Source organism: Nonomuraea sp. CA-143628, from assembly GCF_050942315.1.
GTDB lineage: Bacteria > Actinomycetota > Actinomycetes > Streptosporangiales > Streptosporangiaceae > Nonomuraea.
On record NZ_CP192072.1, the window covers coordinates 7,599,263 to 7,618,878 of the forward strand.

The following is a 19,616-nucleotide window of genomic DNA, read 5'->3' on the forward strand; positions in this document are numbered from 1 at the left end:
AGCATACTCACCGTCCTGGCTGTCATGAGCAGTGGCCTGACTGCCGGTACCGCCCAGGCGGTGAGCGCGGCATCCGGCACGGCCTTCGCACCGACTATTTCTTGCCCTGCTGTGGCGGACAGGGTGAGCGATGTCCCCGCTCGTGCTCAGGCGGAGGTTCAGCGGAACCTGCAGTTGTTGGAGACCCAGATCGCTGAGGCGAACCAGCGGCTGAAGAACTCGGCAGGGCAGGGCGGCCCCAACTTCGTACAGAACGCGATCCTTGGACCGCTGCGCGACAAGCGAGTGGCGACCCTTCAGCGAATCACGATCGCCTTCCAGCGAGCCGGCGCCCAGGCACCGACCGGCCTGCAGGGCGTTGCCACCTGCAGTGTGCAGGATGACGGGACCGGGAACGACAACGGCGATCAGAACAACGGGGACCAGAACGGAGATCAGAACAACGGTCAAAACCAGGACCAAGGCAACGGGGACCAAGACAACGGCCAGAACCAGGACCAGGACAACGGAGACCAAGACAACGGCCAGAACCAGAACCAGGACAACGGGAACCAGAACAACGGTGGCGCCACCGGTCAGATCACCTGCCCCGCTGTAGCGAACAGGCTGGGTCAAGTTCCTGCTCGTGCTCAGGCGGAGGTTCAGCGGAACCTGCAGTTGTTGGAGACCCAGATCGCTGAGGCGAACCAGCGGCTGAAGAACTCGGCAGGGCAGGGCGGCCCCAACTTCGTACAGAACGCGATCCTTGGACCGCTGCGCGACAAGCGAGTGGCGACCCTTCAGCGGATCACGATCGCCTTCCAGCGAGCCGGCGCCCAGGCACCGACCGGCCTGCAGAATCTGGCGACCTGTGAGCTCGGGAATCCGGGGGGCGGAGACAACAACGGAAACGAGGAAGACGAGGGAGACAACGGGAACAACGGCGAGGATGGGGGCGACGGGGAGCAGGCCAGAGGGCCCGTCCCGGAGGACTTCGTCGACATCCGTTCAGTGCGGCCGAACGTGAACATCCCCCGCACACAGCAGAACGGCTCCAGGGGAACCTTCAGCGTGGACTGTGGACGCAACGAGAGGCGAATCTTCAACTCGGACAACGTCATCGTGGCCCCCGGTGTCGCCAACGGCGCGCAGCACACACACGACTACGTGGGCAACGTGTCCACCAACAACCAATCCACCAATGAGAGCCTGCTGGCGGCCAGTACCACCTGCCGCAACGGCGACAAGTCCACGCACTACTGGCCCGTGCTGAGGGCGCTGGGCCAGCAGGAGTTCGACGCCAACCGGCGAGGCGGCGGCCTCGACGGCAACGTCGGCAAGATCCTCACCCCGGTGCAGGTGCAGATCACCTTCAAGGGCAACCCGACCGCCAAGGTGGTGCCGTCTCCGCAGTTCCTGCGCATCATCACCGGGAATGCCCGGGTCGGCGGGGCCGAACCCAACGCCGGGTGGACCTGCACCGGGTTTGAGAACCGTCAGTTGACGGACAAGTACCCGCTCTGCCCACGAGGAAGCAGGCTCGTTCGGATCTTCGATTTCCAGAGTTGCTGGGACGGCCAGAACATCGACAGTGCCAACCACCGGACCCACGTCACGTTCCCCCAGGCCGACGGCAGTTGCCCGCAGGGCTTCCAGCCCATCCCGGCGCTGGAGCACCGGCTCGTCTACAACGTGCCGCAGGGCCCCAACTTCGCCGTAGACGGCTTCCCTGAGGAACGGCACAAGCCGGTCACCGACCACAGTGACTTCATCAACCTGATGAACCAGCAGCAGATGGGGCAGGTCGTCAACTGCATCAACAGCGGCAGACGCTGCCGCTGACCCTGCCTCAAGCAAGGGTAGAAGAGGAGGCTCGGTGTGGCCAGGTAACTGGCCATGCCGTCCTCATTGCCAGGAGCAAGGCCATGTCAGCTGTGAGAAAGGGCAAGACCGTGGCTGGTATCTCCCGCCCGCGACGCATTCAGAGCATCGCATCAGCGACCGCAGCGCGTGTGACCGGCGTCGCCAGACGGCGAGGTAATGGAGGCGTCGTCCTGTCGTTGCTGGCCATCGCCTCGGCGCTCACGCTCACCGGATGCAGTGCACAGGCCGAGGCGGGCAGTGGGTCGAAATCGGCGTTGAACGCCACCGCCCCCGGGGGGAAGACTCCACGGACGTACACCGTAGAGCAACTGGCGGCCGTCATCGGCTGCACCTCCAAGATCACCCTCAAGGCTCTGGACTACCGGAAAGGGGAATGTACCCGAGACGGGATCCCCTACGTGTTCCTCGATTTCCAGACGGCCGAAGGCCAGCGTGAGTGGCTTGACTACGCCGAGATGTATGGCGGCCTCTATCTCATCGGCGATCGATGGGCGCTGTCGGCCAAGTCCAAGTCCTTCATGCAGGAATTGAGCAGGCAACTCGGGGGCACGGTCGAAGAGCATGGCCCTCGCAGCTCCACCCCGCCTAGCAGCTCCACCCCGTCCCCGAGCGCCCACCACTGATTCGTGCAGGCGTGGGGATTACCGTCAACGAGCCATTACCGTCGCGGCCGCCTGTAGGTGAGAAGCACGTGTTCCTATTCGTTCGAGGTGCGGCACCCACGTGCTGCAAGCCCTGAGCACCGTCGGCCGGCACCGTACGGCTCCAGTCGGGAAGGCTGCTCTTCGTCGACTCACTCCTACGCCGACGTCCCCGCCTGACAGGCGCCAGTAGGACCGCGGGGCGGTACGGTTTCTTCTACGCGAGATAGAAATATGTGACGCTTCCAAGAGCTCGAAAGAGGATGTCATGTTCGAGATCGTGTCCGCCCTTGTGCCTCCGCTCGCGGTAGGCACCGCATTCGTCATCGGTGTCGTGCGACTGATGCGCTCAGAGGGTCGGGCGAAGGCCGCCGAGGGCCGAGAGCGGGGACTACAGCAGGAATCGGCGGGCACCTCGTCCGCGACACAAAGGCGGAAAGACGACCAGGCATCGCCCGCTTCCTGACTCTGGACAGGCCGATGACCGCCATCGAGCGTGGCACGCCTCGACGGTCGACGTTTCTGCAGAAGAGGCGGCAAGCGTTCCGGAGCGAGAAGTGCGATCCATACGGCCTTCCCCGAGATCTCGATGTCGCACAGCCGGTGGTGGAAGACGATCTCGTCGCGGTCCCGGGGCGCCCTCGAAGTTCTGCGCGATGTCGCGCAACCTCCTCCGGGGTGTCGTGGCCGCGCACGACCGCGTCGCCGGAGATCGCGGCACTCAGCGCGACCATCACAGCCGAGAGGACCGCGGAGATGCCCGCGGCAGCCACATGGAGATCGCCGGACGGGGCGCCCGCTCGGCCCAGGCGGCCTTGACCAGCAACCGTGGCGTGGACGACGAGGACCAGGGCGACCGTCATGATCGACGCGTGCGCGACGGGAACACCTCAAGTGCGCACCCAAGCGCGGCAGCCTCCTCCGGGGTCAACCGCTCAAGGAAGTGCACCAGCGTGGCCGCCTGGTTACCGCCGCCGGCCGGAGTCTCGCGCATCAGCCCGGCGGTGTAGGACGCCTTGGCGCCTACCGGCTTGTACACGTACGCCTTACCCACCGTCTCGCGCTTCAGCAGGCACTTCTTGTAGAGCTTGTCCATCACGGTGGTGTAGGCGATCTCGCGATCCTGTCTACGCGCGGTCGTAGACGCGGGGCCAGCTTGCACCTCTTCACGCCTGCGCGTCCACAGTGGGGGCGTGGTGGCCTCATGGGCGGACTGCGCCGAGAAGGCGGTTGCGCCAGTAGTCGTCGAGCTCGACGACCTTGATCACGTCTCCGGTCTGTGGCGCGTGGACCATCTTCCCGTCGCCGGCGTACATGCCCATATGTCCCAGGCCCTTGCTGAACAGCAGGTCCCCAGGCTGGAGGGCATCCAGCGAGACGCGACGGCCGGCGCCCCAGGCCCACTGTGTGTACGTCGTGCGGGGGATGACGACCCCGGCGGAACGCCAGGAGGCCTGGGTGAGGCTGGAGCAGTCGTAGGAGTTCGGTCCATTGGCGCCGTACCCGTACGGCTTGCCCACTTGCGCGAACGCGAACTGCAGCGCGATGCGGGCGTTGCCCGAGGCCGGGCCCGTGTACTTGATTCCCGTGCTGTTGGGATCGCCCGTCTTGAAGGCGCCGAGCCTGCGCAGGATCTTGGTCTGCTGCGCGATCAGCTTCTCGACCTCGGTCTTGTCGTCGTCCACCTTCTCGCGCGCCTTATCGGCCTCGGCGAGGACATCCTTGGCCTCGTTGCGCCGGTCGCGCAGGTCCTTGATGCTGTCCTCGTATGCCCGCAGCTTGGACGATCGCTCGGTGGCGATCTGGCCCAGCGCTGCCATGCTGCTCAGTGTCTCGCCCTGACCGGCGAAACTCTGCCAGTTCTCGTAGCCGCCGTACTGGTAGTTGTTGACCGCCATCGAGACGATATCCTGCCGCAGGGCATCGGATCGTACGGACTTGCGATCGAGTTCGGCGTTGAGGGTGTCGTACTTCTGCTTGGCCTTCTTATACGTCTCGGTGGCCTGGTTGTACCGCTCGACCACCTTGTCGGCCTGCTCGTTCAGCTTCACCAGCTTGGCCCTGGCCTTGGCGGGCGACGGCGCGGCGGCGGCGGCGCCCGGGCTGGAGGCCAACGCGACTAATGCCAGCACTGCTGCCCCTGCCATCTGCCCGAGCCTTGTCGGCACAGCCACTACGACGCCTCCTCGTAACTAGCCAAGATATGAGGCGAAATAGTACCGAGCCGGACTACCTTATTAGCTGGTTCGCGGTAATTGCCTGGCGAGCCAGCACGTACTATCCGACGTAGGAAGAGCGATCATGCCAAGCCATCTCCGGCGGGGGTTCAGTGGCGTGCGGACGCGCGGTCGCGTGGCCCGTGGAGCCGACAACTGCTCGGCGAAGGCGAGCGGGGCCATCGACTCCGGCCGGGGCAAGGCGTAGACCGACTGGCGACCTTGGGTCCGGTAGTCGTTCAGCCCGCAATCTCGCAGGCAGACCGGATGCCGCGACACCGAGCGGTGGTTGTGGCGTTTTGGGGCTACCTGACTGTCTTCAGCCTCCGAGGCCGGCGCACGATGGGCCCTGCAGAAACCGGAGCGGTTAGACGGCAAGTCCGGACGCCGGCGCCTCCCGTCGAGCACCCGCAAGACATCCTTCGAGGCGGCGAAGTGGCGATGGGCGAAGTCTTGACAGAGGACGCCATGGGTCACCAAACTCATACATATGAATATATGTTCACATGACGAGGCGAGCTATGAGTGATGGGCACGGCCACGGCCACGGCCATGGTGTGAGCGTGGACGCGGACAGGCGCTATCTGATCGGCGCTCTCAGCCTGATCGTCGGATTCATGGCGATCGAGGTGGTCATCGGGTTCATCGCACAATCCCTGGCGTTGATCTCCGACGCGGGCCACATGCTGACCGACGCCATGGCGATCCTGTTCGCGCTGATCGCGATGCGGATCGCCGCTCGCCCACCGCAGGGCGGCTTCACGTACGGGCTCAAGCGCGCCGAGATCATCTCGGCGCTCCTCAACGGCATCACGTTACTCCTGCTGAGCGCCTACTTCATCTATGAGGCAGTGCGCAGGGTGATCGACCCGCCGCAGGTGGAAGGCCTGTATGTGGTGGCGACCGGCCTGGCGGGCATCGCGATCAACGTCGCCGCCACCTGGCTGCTCAGCAAGGCGAACCGTTCCAGCCTGAACGTCGAGGGCGCCTTCCAGCACGTGCTCAACGACCTGTACGCCTTCATCGCCACCACCATCGCCGGACTGGTGGTGTGGCTGACCGGCTGGCTCCAGGCGGACGCGATCGCCGCTTTGGTGGTCGCGGCGCTGATGCTCAAGGCCGGGTGGGGGCTGGTACGTGACGCCGGTCGCGTCTTCATGGAGGCGGCCCCCGCCGGGATGAACCCGGCCGAGATCGGCGCCAAGGCCGCCGCTCTGGAGCACGTGGTGGAAGTGCACGATCTACACATCTGGGAGGTCACCTCGGGCTACGCGGCGATGTCCGCCCACATCCTCGTCCTACCCGGAGCCGACTGCCATGCCGTACGGCTGGACACCGAGCGGATGCTGCACGACGAGTACGGCATCGAGCACACGACCCTGCAGGTCGACCACGCCGCCCCCGAAGTGATCCCTCTCGGAGAGGACGAGGCCCACTGCGCCGACCCGCATGGACCGGTGCACCGAGGCACTGCCTAGCCGGCTGCTCCCGGCGGACGTTTCCGGCGCGGCCGGTGATGAAGTCCCAGGTCGCGTGGAAGCCCACTGGCTTGTACCGGCTCACCGCGCAGCGCAGCCAGCAGTAGCGCGGGCCATAAGGAAGATCGCGGACGCGGCGGGCGTAGGTGCCGAAGCTCATCGACCCGCCCGCTCGGCGGTCGTCTGGTCCGCGGTGTACGGGAGTTGCTTGATCACCTCGACACCGTGCCGCAACGCCCGGCCTCGGCCAACTGGCTTCAGCCCCCTGGTATCCGCACGGTTCGGCCCGGACACGCCCCGGCCGTCAAACCGCGTCCCGATGGGAGGACGTTTACGTCGTGAGCGGCGCGGGCACCGATGGCGAGGGTGATCAGATGTCTCTCCCTCGCAGGCACACGGACATACGGGGCGTTCTGCTGCGCGGGTGGCCGGCCGCGCTGGCGACCTCGCTGGCCTTCGGAAGGGGCTACCTCGACGCCTACGGCCCAGCGGGCTGGGTCGGGGTCGTCCTGGCGATCATCGGTTTCTTCGCGGTGGCGGCATCGATCGGCCTGGCGTTCTTCAGATGCACCCGGATGTTACTGAGCCTCGCGATGGGCATGGCGCTGATCTACTGCATGAACCTGGCCGACGACGCCGTGGCGCGGCAGGCGCTGGCCCAGCGCGGCCAGGTGAGCGACTGCCTGGTACGCCAGGAGACCCCGCAGCAGCGAACCGTCACCGACACCCACTACCAGCCCGGCACCTCACCCGGCGACCCGGGCACCACATGGACCTCCACGCGCAGCGAGACGTACTACGACTACCGCCTGGCCTGCTCACAGGGCGGTCCGGACTCGATGACGACCCGCGTCTCCGTGGCGCGGCCGGGCACCACCCTCGCGGTCCTCTGGGACCCCACGGGACGGATCGACCCGCGCCCGGCCGCGCCCGGCGACACCCCGGCCGAGGACTTCCGCGCCGCCGGGCTGGCGGGCGGAGCAGGCGTCCTGCTGGCCCTGCTCGACGCCGTGCTCGACGCCACCGGCTTCCATCTCAGGCTTCCCCGCCGGCTGACCGCGCGCCGCTTCCGGCGACGCAGCTGATCAACGTCGCTGATCGACACGCCGCTGATCGTCCCCGCTGATCGTCGCCGGGAATCCCTCCACCCAGATGCCGGGGTCCTGCCTTCGTGACAGCCGATCCCCCATCATGTGATGAAACGATGACAACGCGGTTGACCTCCGGAATCGCCTGCTTGCCTGATGGTCATGCAAGCGACGAACCTCTCTTCCGATATCTCCACTGGCCTCCGCCGTGCCGGGGCGTTCGTGGCCGCGGCTGTCGCGGTCGGGGCCATGCTCGCGGGTTGCGGCGGCTCCACCGCCTCCACCGCCTCCCCCAGCGATGGACAGCAGACTGAGCAGGCCGCGACCGGCGTCAGGGTCTTATGGATGGGTGACTCCATCGCGGGCGCGCAGGCCCCGGCGCTGGAGGCGGCGCTGAAAGCCGGCGGTGTGGCGTTCAAGAACGCCACTTCCGACGGCGGCGGCAACATCGTCGCCGGTGACCATCCGGTGACGGCCATGGGGGCCAAGGACACCTGGAAGACCCTGAAGGCGAACCTCGCCTCCTTCCGGCCGACGGTGATCGCCTACCAGATCACCAGCTACGACTGGGGCGTCGCCCGCCAGCAGCTGTCGGCCTACCAGAAGCTCGCCCGAACGGCCGAGGACGCCGGCGCCCGGCTCGTACTGGTGTCCGCCCCGCCGTTCAAGATCGACGAGTTCTTCAAGCCGCACGAGAACGCGATCAAGACCGCGCCGGCGATGGCCGCCAAGGCCGCTCGCACAAGCTACCTGGACGCCTCCGAGCTGTGGGGCAGCGACTACGCCGCCGGCAAGGCCCAGCGCGCCAAGGACGGCATCCACTCCTGCCAGCAGGGGTCGGCGGCCTTCGCCACCTGGTTCGCCAAGCGGCTCGGCGAGCTGACCGGCTTCACCCCGGCCGCCCCCAGCGTCTGGGCCACCGGGCCGTGGACCGGCGACGAGCGCTTCGCCAAGCTCGGCTGCGGCTGATGGTGCCCGGTTCTCGCGGCGAGGGGCTGATGGTTTCAGCTCCGCGACGCGCGCACATCGGCGCGCTTGACGGGCTGCGCGGGCTCGCTGTCACCGCGGTCCTGCTGTTTCACGCCGGGCAGATGCGCGGCGGGTTCCTGGGCGTCGACCTGTTCTTCGTCCTGTCCGGCTTTCTGATCACCGGCCTGCTGCTGGAGGAGCTCGGCAGCGGCGGCCGGCTCAACCTGACGGCCTTCTGGGGACGCCGGGCCCGCCGTCTCCTGCCCGCGCTGAGCGTCATGGTCACGTTGACGCTGCCGCTGGCCTGGGCGTTCGCCAGGCCGGACATGCTGAGGTTCGCCCTCCAGGACGCGCCATGGGTGGCCGCCCAGAGCGTGAACTGGCACTATATCCACGAGCAGCTCGGATACTGGGATGCCGCCGGCACCCGCCTGTTCGCCCATCTGTGGAGCATCGGCGTCGAATGGCAGTTCTACCTGGCCTGGCCCCTGGTGGTGGCACTGGCCGGGAAGGGGTCCGGCGGGCAGCGGCGAGTCGCGCTCGTCGCGGTCACCGGTGCGCTCATCTCTCTCCTGCTCATGATCAAGCTCGGGGCGGCCGTGGACACCACCCGCGCCTACGAGGGCACCGACACCCGGGCCTTCTCTCTCCTGCTCGGCGCGGCCGCCGCCACGGCGCCCGTCCGAGACGCCGTGGCCGGGCTGCCGCGCCTGGCCGTGGACGCGATCTGTGTCCCGCTGCTGTGCGGGCTGGCCGTCTCATGGCTGCTGACCAGCGGGGAAGAGGCCCCGGGCCTGTTCCAGGGCGGGATGTTCGCGCACTCCCTGGGCAGCGCCGTGCTGATCGCGCTCCTGGCCCGTACGCCGGACGGTCTGGTGGGCAGGGTGGTCGGCAGCGCCGTACCGCGGCGGCTGGGCGAGCTGTCCTACAGCCTGTACCTGTGGCACTGGCCGGTCTATCTGCTGCTGCCCCGGCCGGTCGCCGGGCTCGACGGCTGGGGCTGGACGATCGCCGCGGTCAGCCTGTCGCTGCTGGCCGCGCTAGTCTCGAAGGCCGTGGTCGAGGATCCGGTACGACTGCGCGCCCGGTGGGCCAGCGGGCGGCGCGGATGGGCGGCGCTGGCCGTCGCGGGGATGATGGCGGTGGGGCTGTGGGCGGCGATACCGCGTCCGCGTCCCGGCGCCGGGACGGTCGATGTGAGCATGCTGAACCAGCCGTAGCCGGAGAGACCATGCCGAAGAACGAGAGCGAACATATGCCGGGGGTGCTCTGGCGGGTGGCGGCGGGCCTGATCGCGGCGGCGGCGCTGGCGGGCTGCGGGATCACCGACACCGGCGCACTCCCCGCCGGTCAGCCGGCCCAAGGTGGCCTGACCGAGAACAGCAGCCGCCTGCTGCGGGTGTACTTCGTCACGCCCGAGGGCACCTGGCCGGTGTCCCGGCCGGCTTCGGACGGAGACCGGTTGCGACAGGCCATGGACGCGCTGGTCGCCGGCCCCACAGCGGCCGAGCGGGCCCGAGGGCTGATCACGCGGCTGCCGTCGGCGACCCGGCCGATCCGGGCCAGGACGACCAAGGGCCGGGTGCAGCTGCACTTACCGTGGCTGGTGCGCGACCTGCGTCCGGTGGCGGTGAGCCAGCTGGTGTGTACGGCCGCCGCGTCCCCAGGCATCGGCGCCGACCCCATCGTCGAGGTGTTCGAGCCCGGCATGGCGGGCGACCCGTGGCCGGTCAGGTGCGATGAGAGCGGGTCGGCGATCCCGGCCAAGCAGGGAGCCCCTTCGTGACCCGCGTACTGCTGATCGAAGACGACCCGGCCGTGCGCCGGGGCGTGAGCCTCGGCCTGCGCCACCGGGGCCACGAAACCCTGCTGGTGGCGACTGGTGAGGACGGGCTGGCCGAACTCATCGCGAGCGCTCCCGAGGTCGTCCTGCTCGATCTGATGCTCCCCGGCATGAGCGGCCTGGAGACATGCCGCCGCATCCGCGCCTTCAGCCAGGTGCCCATCGTGATCCTTTCCGCGCGCGACGATGACGTGGACGTCGTCGTGGGCCTGGAAGCCGGCGCCGACGACTACGTGATCAAGCCTGCCAGCAGCGAGGTCATCGAAGCCCGCATGCGCGCGGTGCTGCGCCGTACCACCCAGCCCGCCTCCCCCGGCCAGGCCGCCCGCACCGTCCACGGCGACCTGCTCGTCGACCGGGTCGCCTTACGCGTGCTCAAGCACGACACGCAACTCGCGCTGGCGCCGACGGAGCTGAAGCTGCTGCTGTTCCTGTCAGCCGCGCCCGAACAGACCTTCAGCCGCCAGCAACTCCTGGAGCTGGTGTGGGAACACAGCTTCCACGGCGACTACCGGCTGGTCGACGCGTGCGTGATGCGGTTGCGCGCCAAGATCGAGGACGATCCGCGCGACCCCCGTTACATCCAGACCGTGCGCGGCTTCGGCTACCGGTTCGGGCCGCTGTGATCCACTCCGTACGCGGCCTCGGCTGCCGGCCGGGGCCGCTGTGATCCGTCCGCCCGTCGCCCGAGGTCTGCGAGCCCAGCTGGTCCTGGTGTTCCTGCTGGTCTCCGCGCTCAGCGCGCTGACCGCCGCCGCGTTGACCTTCCGCCAGGGCCGTACCGCGATCGTGGAGCGCGTCCAGGCCGACGCCCTGCAGGAGCTCCGCGCCCACCTCACCGCCAGGGCGCCCGACCTGCCCGCCGACCCCGCCGAGGCGGACCTGCGTACGCTGGCGCTGCAACTGGACCGCGCGGCGGGCACGCGCGGCTGGCGCACCGCCCTGTCCTATCGCGGCGGCCCGCTCATCACCGCCGGGGCGCCGGCGCCGCCGCTGCCCGCGCAACTGCGTACCCAGGCGGCCTCGGCGACCACCGCGCTGGCCCAGCGCTTCCACCACGGCCAGACGCCCTGGCTGGCCGTGGCCCTTCCCGTCGTCGCCACCGCACGCCCGCACGATCCCCCGCCGCTCACCGTCTTCGCCTCCTTCTCCCTGGCCTCCCAGCAGCAGGACGTGGACACCCTGGCGGCGGCCGCCCGCTCCGGAGCCCTGCCCGTCGCCCTGGCCTCCATCGTCCTCGCGCTGCTGGCCGCGCGCAGACTGCTGCGACCGGTCCGGCAACTGCGGACGGCCGCCGAGCGGATGGCGGGCGGCAGTCTGGACACCCGCGTGAACGTCACCGGCGACGACGAACTCGCCGACCTCGGCCGTACTTTCAACACCATGGCGGCCACGCTCCAGGCCGACGCGGCCGCGCTGCGCGCCATGGAGTCGCGGGCGCGCAGGTTCGCCGCCGACGTCTCCCACGAGTTGCGTACGCCGCTGGCGGCGATGGCCGCCGTGACTGAGGTCCTCGACGCCGACGCCGCCTCCGGCCGCCTCGCGCCACTCACCGCCGAAGCGCTGCACCTGGTCTCCGACGAGACGCGCAAGCTCACCCGCCTGGTCGAGGACCTGATCGAGGTATCCCGCTTCGACGCCGGTGCCGCCGTACTGAACCTCGACGAGGTCGATCTGGGCGAGTTCATCGCCAAGACGCTCGCGTTGCGGCACTGGCGGGACCGGGTCCGCACCGATGTTCCCGCGGGGCTGCGCGCCCGCCTCGACCCGCGCCGCGTCGATGTCATCCTCGCCAACCTCGTGGGCAACGCGCTGGGGCACGGCGGCGCGGCGGTGTCGGTGCTCATCCAGGTGCGGGCCGATTTCGAGCAGATCACCGTCGCCGTCTCCGACGACGGTCCCGGCATCCCCGCTGACCTGCTGCCCCACGTCTTCGACCGCTTCACCAAAGCCGACGCCGCCCGTACCCGAACCGACGGCAGCGGCCTGGGCCTGGCCATCGCCACCGAGAACGCGCGCCTGCACGGCGGCACCCTCACCGCGGCCAACGCGCCCCACGGCGGAGCCGTCCTGACCCTCACCCTGCCTCGCAACCCGCCATGAGAAACGCCAGACCGTGAGCTCACGCCACGCCATGCAGGGCGGAAGACCACATTCTTCACGACGACGCAGTCAATGAACGGGCATCCGTTACTACCCGATCGCCTGCTGGGTGTCGGTGGGAGGGAGACGTGACACCTGCTCTAGCGCCTCCGCTTCCGAATAACAGTTCGCGCTGTGAAACGCAGCAAGCGCGGCGGCAGGATCCTTCTGAAGCGTGACGCTAGTGTGGTAGCTCCTTACCTGCGCGGCGGTTAGCTCCATAGCAAACGGGACCCCGTCGACCTTGGCAACGTATAGGTTACCGACGAGAGCGGAGCCAGTGGGCTCGTCCTTCATCGCCTCCAGCAGGGTGGCGACCGCCTCGGCGAGTGTTTTGGTGACAGCAGCCTGGGTCTCGGCGTAGACCTTGTTTCGCGCAGCCGCAAGCGCGTAGTCGCCTGCTTCCTCTAGCTGCTCCTGGGTGGCTGTTCGTTTGAACGCCAGCGTAAACGCCTGCCAGATGCTGCCGTGCACGACCTCGGATTCGTCGACGACCTCGCAACCCAATTCCCGGAGTGCGACCTTGACTCGGTTCAGCGTCACATCGGTGGCGGCCGAGGGAAGGTAGACGATCGCCAAGGCCTCATAGCTTTCGGGGCGTCGGAGGTCTGCGATGCGCAGCCGACCGTATGTCCGCCACAACAGGTCCTGCAGTCGCCGCTCGATCAACGACCATCCCGCCACCGACTCGGCAGGCTTGAGGTATGTACGGTCGGCGAGCAGCTCCTTGTGGAGCGGCATGAGGCTCGCACGGCCATCACGCGGTCCAATCGCGAATGCCTCCTCGATATCAGGCGGAGGCGTCAACCAGTGAACCGTCTCCTCGCCGAACATGTGATCACGGTCGCTGCCGATTGGTTCGAGAGCGTCAGAGGGTCCCTGTGTCACCGGGGCTCCAGTGGGAGTTGGGAGAGGTCGATCACACCTTAGGAGCTTGACCCGACAAAGCGAACTGAATCCTCACAACGGCCACATAGATGCCCTAATGAAAGATCAGCGGATGTGCCGTCACAAGTAGGTGATCACGGCGGCACAAGCAACTCACACGTCGTGGACGTTGTCCAGGATCTCCTGGCGGATACGCTGACAGCTCTCGTCTCCCTGACGGTTCAGCCAGCCAGGCTCCGAAACTCTCAAGGGCGAGGCGGCGCTACTCTTCCCCAGCGGTCTGTCGGGCCAGTGACTGCTCAGAGGTCAACGTGGGCGTAGGTCGTCTTGGTCGCGGCGTTCGGTCCGGACTTCGCCTTCCACCATGTACCCGACTACGCCGCTCCATCGCCCTTCGCCCGAGCGGTGCCACTCGAGCAGGAGCCCCGGTAGCCACTGTGCTCCATACCGCACGCTGCATGGCTTGGCACCTGGCGGTGAGTAATCTGGGAAGCACGGGATGCAGGCACCCCGCCCAGCCGACTCGGCGTCTCGCAGTGCGACCGACAAGGGATCATGGATCTGCTGGCCGAATCGTAAGGCCTTTCGTTGCCCTTCCAGCAAGGCCGAACATTCCGGCTGGCGGTGAAAGACCGAGCCGCCCTTCGTGATGTAGACCATTTTGGTGAGGCCCTGCGGGATCGGCGCGCGGTCAGCGCATTGGCCCAGGATGAGTTCATGGATGCAGCGCTCGTCCGTCATCTCATCACCGTCTCCCAAGATTGTCCGCCCGCCCACGATAATCTCCTTCGCCCATACATCCCAGCATCATCAACGGAATTACGGCTAACTCGGCAAGGAGTCCTTGGCGACCCATCACAGTGCGAAGAGGCACAAATGGACGTCGTCATTCCGCTCGGTCTCGCGGAGGCCTTCGCGCCATGTCATGGTCCGCACACAGAGCCGACGCCAACGGAGCTCGCGACTCAGCGACATATGTTCTACATCGGGCCGACTCGCGCCCGTGTCGCTGTCGCCCTCGCTTAAGGCGATCATTGAGGTGATCTCAGTGAATAGCCGGTAGGTAGTTGTGCTCGAAGTGGGTGAGGACAAGTGCTGCGCGGGCGATGTCGCCGAATCTGCTGAGACTCACAGTGATGTGCGGGAAGGTCCGCCAGCGGCCTTTGAGCAGGGCGAATCCGCGTCCGCCGAGACAGCGAAGAGCTCGCATGGGCCGGTTGTAGGTGCGGTCGTCCGGGCGGAGGATCTGGTTTCCCTCGGGTTGCTCGATCGGCGTGTGGATGCCGATTCTGACGCCGTAGCCGCCATCGGCGAGGGTGGGCAGGCCGCGTGCGGCAGCGACCCAGCACCTGTGCGCGGGCAGCGGTAAGGTCGCGGACGCTGCCGGGCTCGACATCTGCGATCCACAGCGGCAGTCCGCCGGATGCCGGCAACGCCTGGAGGTTTCCGGTGTGCTGGCGGGCCTTGTCGGAGCACCAGGCGTCGATGGTTTCCCTCTTGACGCTGAGGGTCTGTTCGGCGCAGCGATCGGTGGGAATCAGGATTCCGTCGAGAATCACGTACGCCAGTCCCTCGGCGTGGGCGCGGTCGAAGGATTCGTGCAGATTAGGTGATTGAGCTGTGAGGACTTCGATTCTCTCGTGAAGGTAGCGGTAGGCGGTGGCCCGAGAGACGCGGTGATCACGTCCGAGCTTGGGGATATCGTGCTCGCTGCGGAACCAGCGCACCACCATGACCGCATGCCAGGAACGGACTCAAGGCCCGGCTGTGCTTTGGGATGCCACACAGCCACGCTCTTGGTGCAGCAGGCGGGCGACGTACTGAACGAGTGCGCGGGAGACGTTGAGCCTGGCACGATGAGCAATCACGTGGACCCTTCCGCCGGTTGAGCGTCTTGTGGTGAGAGCTCTTCTACCGGGCTCCACGCCCATTTCTGGCCTTCGACGGCTCCTCCCGAAAGGCCCGGAACGCCACGATCAGCGGCCAAGAAATCCCAACCGCCCGAACTATTTCACTGAGGTCACCTCACTGGATCAACAAGAATGGAAACCGAATGGGGACCGGAGTTTCCAGAATGCCAAGATCAGCACCGATCAGGTGTAGACGTTGCCACCCACCAAAAGCAGGCGCTGCCAAACATGACTTTCGCACGATTGGACGGCCAACGACGTCAGCCCTCGAGTCCAATTCGACGCCATGACCGAATGGACCTCTTCTCCAAGTGCGAAGGCCCCTTGGAGAGCTCCGCAGCGGAGGCACCCGTTCGACAAGTACGAGTCGCCCCGGGTCTTACTGGCACGGATTTGGATGCTTCGCGTCAAGCTTGTTTGGCCAGCGCGCTGAAGTAGACGACGCGCAACTTCGAGGGCGTCACCTTGTTCAGCTCCCACCGCTGCCCGGTAACCCTTGGCCGGCCGTGCGGGATGCAGCACTACGACGCTCGTCGTCTGAGCGGCGCACTGCCAGCAGGCGCGTATCAGGCCGAACACTTCAAGATCAATGGTCGGCTCGCAGCCTGCCGCCGGTCCGTTTGGGGCCGGTAGAGGATCTTCGCCACGTGCGCCACGATGATCCGCATCGGAGCATACAGAACAATGGACAAGCCAGCCGCTGTCGCCCTTGACGAGTTCCCCGCCATTGGCCAACACCCCGACCGAGCAGATTGCACAATGGCCTGGAAACTTGTTGGGTCGTACTCCGGAGCGCGTACGCTCGATCCCTTGGGCGCTTGTGATCGCAGGTTGGTTACTACCTGCTCCGAATCGTTCTCCGCGCTGAGGCCGGGCCGCGGTTCCGGCGCTGACGGCACCGGCAGTCGAGGCTCGCTCCGTTCGTGCTCGCGCCATGATCTGCTTGACTCGGGCACAAGAGGCGCGACTCGTGATCCGCATCATGAGATCTGTGGGCCCGCTGTCGGCGAAGAGGTTGAGCGAGCCATGCCAAAGGACCTCATCATCGATGATCAGAACTTTCTCATGCATATGGGCGCGAGCATTTATCTGGCAGCCCGCTGATCTTAGGCGTGAGGCAAGCCGTTCGCCTTTCGATCCCGCCTTGTGATCGCGAGTGTGCACTAGGACGCGCACACCCGTAGCGATCCTGCGCTGGAGCCGTTCGAGCCAGAAGTCCACAGGCTTTTCGTCGAGAAACGCACAGTAGATTTCGACTTTTGACGTGGCTCGGTTGATATCCCACTCCACTGCACGCCTTACCTCATCTTTCGGGAAGAACGCCGGACGGACGAGCTCGTGATTGGCAAGCCCAGCAAGATCCGTCGCCATGCGGATTGGTACCAGGTCGCCTACGGGCAGTCGCTGAGCGTGATGCAGGAGATAGTCGAGCATCTTGCCGGTCTCGCTGGAAGGAGGAAGGGCTCGACTAAGGAAATCGACGTCCGCGACCACAAGGAGGTGATCCTGTGCCCGGCTAAGCGCGACGTTCAATAGGCGACACGTGTTTGATGAGAGCCCAGTTCCCTCGTAGAAATATCCGAGCTTGTTTGAAGCACCCGCCACCGTGTCAATGATGATCAGCGGCCGCTGGCTGCCCTGAAACCGATGGACTGTGTCGACGAGTCCATTGAAGGAAGCACCAAAGCGGTCGGTGATGCTTCTCTGCAAGGCCGTTACTTGGTCCCGGTACGGAGCGATCACCGCGATGTTATCTGTCGGCAGCCCCTCTGTACGTCCTTGATACGCTGGGAGGACGGCGTCAGCCTGCAATCCGCGAATCAGCTCGTGGATGACCGCCTCATGGATCGTGTTGGCCTTGTGACCGTGGCGGGTTGGCTGGGGAGCCAGTGCTTTGCGTTGTTCACTTGTATCGACCAGGATCAGCGGGCTCTCGATCAGAGGCGACGCCGTCAAAGAGCTTCTATCGTCGCGACCAGTGATCAGGGGAGCATCAGGATAGGCAACGGTGTTGACCACCGCGCAGATGGCTGGGCGCATGCGGTACTGCTCCACGAGCGCGACAAGCCGATCGTCTCGACGGACCGAGCCGGACGCGTCCACCAATCCCGCGGCGTGAAAGACGTCGCGGTCCATCCATTCCTGGGAGTGCGCTTGGTCCTGCGGACTGGCATGGCGGTCTCCTGACCCCTTCGTCACCGCCGGGAGCTGTCGGAAGTCACCTGCGACCACGACTCGCTTCCCCGCGAGTCCGGCGATGTACCAAGCGGAGGGCAGGTCGACCATGCCCGCTTCGTCAATGACGACCACATCAACGGTATCGAGGAGTTTGCGTGACTGAACGGCCTTGGCCACCGTTGTTCCCAGGACCCGACAGCGACTACGAACAGCATCTCCGATCTTCGACAGTCGCTCATCGATCCCTTTCTGCTCCTCCACCAGTTGCGTCGCAGCCCGTCTGAGGACTTCTAACGGAGGCAGCCCGTTCAGCTGGACTTGTGCCTCTCGGAGCGCTGGTTCAACCACGGCCAGCTCATTGACCGCAACCGTCTCGTCGCGGCCGTACGCTTGGAGGTGTTGATGCAGCTGCGTCTCTAGGGCCTGGTCATTCGCGATCTGCCTGCGCAGCCCATCAAGGCGATGCTGTTTACGGTGCGCGAAGATTCCGCCAGGAATTCCGATCTCTTTGGTGTCGCGCTGGGCCTTCTCTATCCGAGTCTGAATTGTCCGGAGATCTCCAGCCAGTCGCTCAGACTCCTGGCCGCTGCTTGCGATAACGCTCTGAAGGCGGTTGCGCTCCTGGGTGAGCACCGTCACTCGCATATGGAGATCCACCGCTGCTTTTATCTGAGCCAGTCGTTCAGCGCTCTCCTCTCGCTGACGGTGCAGCGCGGCCGATAGGCGTTCAGCGATCCGCTTGGGTATCACGGCGTCGCCGAACTTTTCCTCCAGCGATTTGACTGCCAGGTCCCCGGCTCGCTGAACCGATCCGTCGCCAAAGCCCGCTTCTTCGGACAGCAGCTCGCAGATCCGCTCCAATGCCTGGTCGACGGCAACGTTCGTGGGGGCAACGAACAGCACCCTATGACCCTGTCGGTAGCACCCCTCGATGATGCGACTGACGACCTCGGTCTTCCCCGTTCCTGGCGGCCCCCAGATAAACGTCACCTGACTACCCAGTGCTTGTTCGATCGCCAAACGCTGGTGTGAGTTCAACTTCAACTCGCGATAGCCCCGGACGAGTCGATCAAGGTCCCGTGCCCGGCCAGCAGATGGACGTCCTCGGTTGACCATCCAGCCAGCGTGCGTGAGGTTGATCGCTCCCTGGCCTTGGGCAACCTGTTCCAACTTCTCAACCAGGACGAGCAGTCCCGCGGTCTCATCCTCCCTGACCTGCAGGTCGCCGGGTTGCCGTCCGAAGTCCACCTCGGTCGCAAGCCGGACCCGTCGGCCTGGCGTCCAGACCGCTTGTCCGCGAGCCCATTCTTGCTTCGACCCTTGAGGCCGGATCAGCACGTCCTCGCCCATGAAGGGGCTGCGGTCTACTTGGGCACCGACGAGATACTCGTGACCAGCGCCTTTTCTGCCGTTGTGCCGCCCACCAGTGAGTAGGAGCACGTTTGCGCTTCCCCCATCGCTGCGGAGATCTGCCCTGATTTCGGCTCGGATGGCTCGTATCAGCTCATTTACCGGAACCGGACTAGCGCTCGCCACACGATCCCCTTCCGAGGCCATGATCCCGGAGAGAATTTACCCAACCAGAAACTGTTCGTCATGAGATACCTTGCTTCGAGCAAAGCGAGCCGGCAACTCCATGGCGTCCAGCTCGTCACTTCGAAGCAGGGCATCGGAACCCACTGTCGAGTGCGACGCGCGGATAGGTGAGGTCCGGGGTGAGTCCTGGTCGCGTACCATGTCCCCCCGCATCCCCGCCTGCTCCCTCGCTGTGGTCGCCTTCGTCGCCAACGGATCCAGGCTGGGTGCCACCCTCCCCGAAGCGCGCTGACCTCCTCACCGCTCATCGCGCAGACCCGGTACGGCATCCGGCGGACCCTGTAGTACGGCCACCGGGACGGGCACACTTCGATGCCTTTACCGCCGCGGTACGCCCGCAGTCGGAGCGGAAGGCGCGTCCTCGCGGATCCGTGGCTGGATGATGACACACCGCTCCGTGCCCGCGGTACGCGAGGAAGAAGCCCTGATCGTGAGCATGGTCGGGACCAGCCGGTTGGGTTGTGCGGGGAAGTCGCCGGCCAGCGCGGCCGCGAGCAGCGGGCCAGCGGGCGGCCTCCAGTATGGCGGGACCGGCGACCGACCAGAGGCTGAAGATCGCCTCCGGCCGGTCGTCGCGGTCGAGCAGGCGTCGAGCGGCAGCCAGGTGGCCCCGTCGAGGGGTTGCTCCGAGGGGATGACGACGAGCGCCTACCCGTGCGCCAGCGCGTCCACGGCGGAGATCGCGATCAGCTCGGCGAAGTAGGACAGCCCGCAGTGCGCTCCCGGGTTGTACACCCGCAGAATCGTACCGATCAGCCCGGAACGCCCCTGACGCAGGCTGCGGGCGGCGTGGGACCTGACCGT

The 19,616-nt window shown here is 66.4% G+C and carries 15 protein-coding genes; 10 read left to right on the forward strand and 5 right to left on the reverse strand.

Features of this window, described 5'->3' with window-relative positions; translation table 11 throughout:
* Positions 1-177 precede the first annotated feature (177 nt).
* Positions 178-1,821, forward strand: coding sequence for a DUF1996 domain-containing protein (locus ACQP2T_RS34755; RefSeq protein WP_433509115.1), 1,644 nt, complete (start codon positions 178-180; stop codon positions 1,819-1,821).
* A 218-nt stretch (positions 1,822-2,039) separates the two neighbouring features.
* Positions 2,040-2,486, forward strand: a complete 447-nt coding sequence (locus tag ACQP2T_RS34760; RefSeq protein ID WP_433509116.1) for a hypothetical protein — start codon at positions 2,040-2,042, stop codon at positions 2,484-2,486.
* An 877-nt stretch (positions 2,487-3,363) separates the two neighbouring features.
* Here the strand turns inward: ACQP2T_RS34760 and ACQP2T_RS34765 are convergent.
* Positions 3,364-3,600: a BlaI/MecI/CopY family transcriptional regulator gene (locus ACQP2T_RS34765; protein WP_433509117.1), complete on the reverse strand. Its 237-nt coding sequence runs from the start codon at positions 3,598-3,600 to the stop codon at positions 3,364-3,366.
* A 106-nt stretch (positions 3,601-3,706) separates the two neighbouring features.
* Positions 3,707-4,651: a C40 family peptidase gene (locus ACQP2T_RS34770; RefSeq protein WP_433509118.1), complete on the reverse strand. Its 945-nt coding sequence runs from the start codon at positions 4,649-4,651 to the stop codon at positions 3,707-3,709.
* Positions 4,652-5,283: 632 nt separating this feature from the next.
* On the opposite strand from ACQP2T_RS34770, the gene ACQP2T_RS34775 reads away from it, so the two are divergent.
* From ACQP2T_RS34775 to ACQP2T_RS34805, 7 genes are all read left to right on the forward strand, one after another.
* The gene (locus tag ACQP2T_RS34775) at positions 5,284-6,198 is read left to right on the forward strand and encodes a cation diffusion facilitator family transporter (protein WP_433509119.1); all 915 of its coding nucleotides are present in this window, start codon (positions 5,284-5,286) and stop codon (positions 6,196-6,198) included.
* Positions 6,199-6,572: 374 nt separating this feature from the next.
* The gene (locus tag ACQP2T_RS34780) at positions 6,573-7,283 is read left to right on the forward strand and encodes a hypothetical protein (RefSeq protein WP_433509120.1); all 711 of its coding nucleotides are present in this window, start codon (positions 6,573-6,575) and stop codon (positions 7,281-7,283) included.
* A gap of 348 nt (positions 7,284-7,631) precedes the next feature.
* Positions 7,632-8,255 carry an SGNH hydrolase domain-containing protein gene (locus ACQP2T_RS34785; RefSeq protein ID WP_433509121.1) on the forward strand — a complete coding sequence of 208 codons (624 nt, stop codon included), beginning with the start codon at positions 7,632-7,634 and terminating at the stop codon, positions 8,253-8,255.
* A complete protein-coding gene (locus ACQP2T_RS34790; protein ID WP_433509122.1) occupies positions 8,255-9,475 on the forward strand; it encodes an acyltransferase family protein in 1,221 nt (406 codons plus the stop codon). The genes ACQP2T_RS34785 and ACQP2T_RS34790 overlap by 1 nt, the downstream gene beginning before the upstream one ends.
* Before the next feature lie 11 nt (positions 9,476-9,486).
* Positions 9,487-10,041 carry a GerMN domain-containing protein gene (locus ACQP2T_RS34795; protein ID WP_433509123.1) on the forward strand — a complete coding sequence of 185 codons (555 nt, stop codon included), beginning with the start codon at positions 9,487-9,489 and terminating at the stop codon, positions 10,039-10,041.
* A complete protein-coding gene (locus ACQP2T_RS34800; RefSeq protein WP_433509124.1) occupies positions 10,038-10,724 on the forward strand; it encodes a response regulator transcription factor in 687 nt (228 codons plus the stop codon). Before ACQP2T_RS34795 ends, ACQP2T_RS34800 begins: the two co-directional genes overlap by 4 nt.
* 40 nt (positions 10,725-10,764) lie before the next feature.
* Positions 10,765-12,201: an ATP-binding protein gene (locus tag ACQP2T_RS34805; protein ID WP_433509125.1), complete on the forward strand. Its 1,437-nt coding sequence runs from the start codon at positions 10,765-10,767 to the stop codon at positions 12,199-12,201.
* Between the two features lie 90 nt (positions 12,202-12,291).
* Here the strand turns inward: ACQP2T_RS34805 and ACQP2T_RS34810 are convergent, their stop codons facing one another.
* The 3 genes from ACQP2T_RS34810 to ACQP2T_RS34820 all read right to left on the reverse strand — a co-directional run bounded on the left by ACQP2T_RS34810 (position 12,292) and on the right by ACQP2T_RS34820 (position 18,566).
* The gene (locus ACQP2T_RS34810) at positions 12,292-13,074 is read right to left on the reverse strand and encodes a hypothetical protein (protein ID WP_433509126.1); all 783 of its coding nucleotides are present in this window, start codon (positions 13,072-13,074) and stop codon (positions 12,292-12,294) included.
* A 1,099-nt stretch (positions 13,075-14,173) separates the two neighbouring features.
* Positions 14,174-14,524, reverse strand: coding sequence for a transposase family protein (locus ACQP2T_RS34815; protein WP_433509127.1), 351 nt, complete (start codon positions 14,522-14,524; stop codon positions 14,174-14,176).
* 697 nt (positions 14,525-15,221) lie between these two features.
* Positions 15,222-18,566, reverse strand: a complete 3,345-nt coding sequence (locus tag ACQP2T_RS34820; protein WP_433509128.1) for an AAA domain-containing protein — start codon at positions 18,564-18,566, stop codon at positions 15,222-15,224.
* 625 nt (positions 18,567-19,191) lie between these two features.
* Between ACQP2T_RS34820 and ACQP2T_RS34825 the strand changes: the two genes are divergently transcribed.
* The gene (locus ACQP2T_RS34825; RefSeq protein ID WP_433509129.1) at positions 19,192-19,515 is read left to right on the forward strand and encodes a hypothetical protein; all 324 of its coding nucleotides are present in this window, start codon (positions 19,192-19,194) and stop codon (positions 19,513-19,515) included.
* The last annotated feature ends 101 nt before the right edge of the window (positions 19,516-19,616 follow it).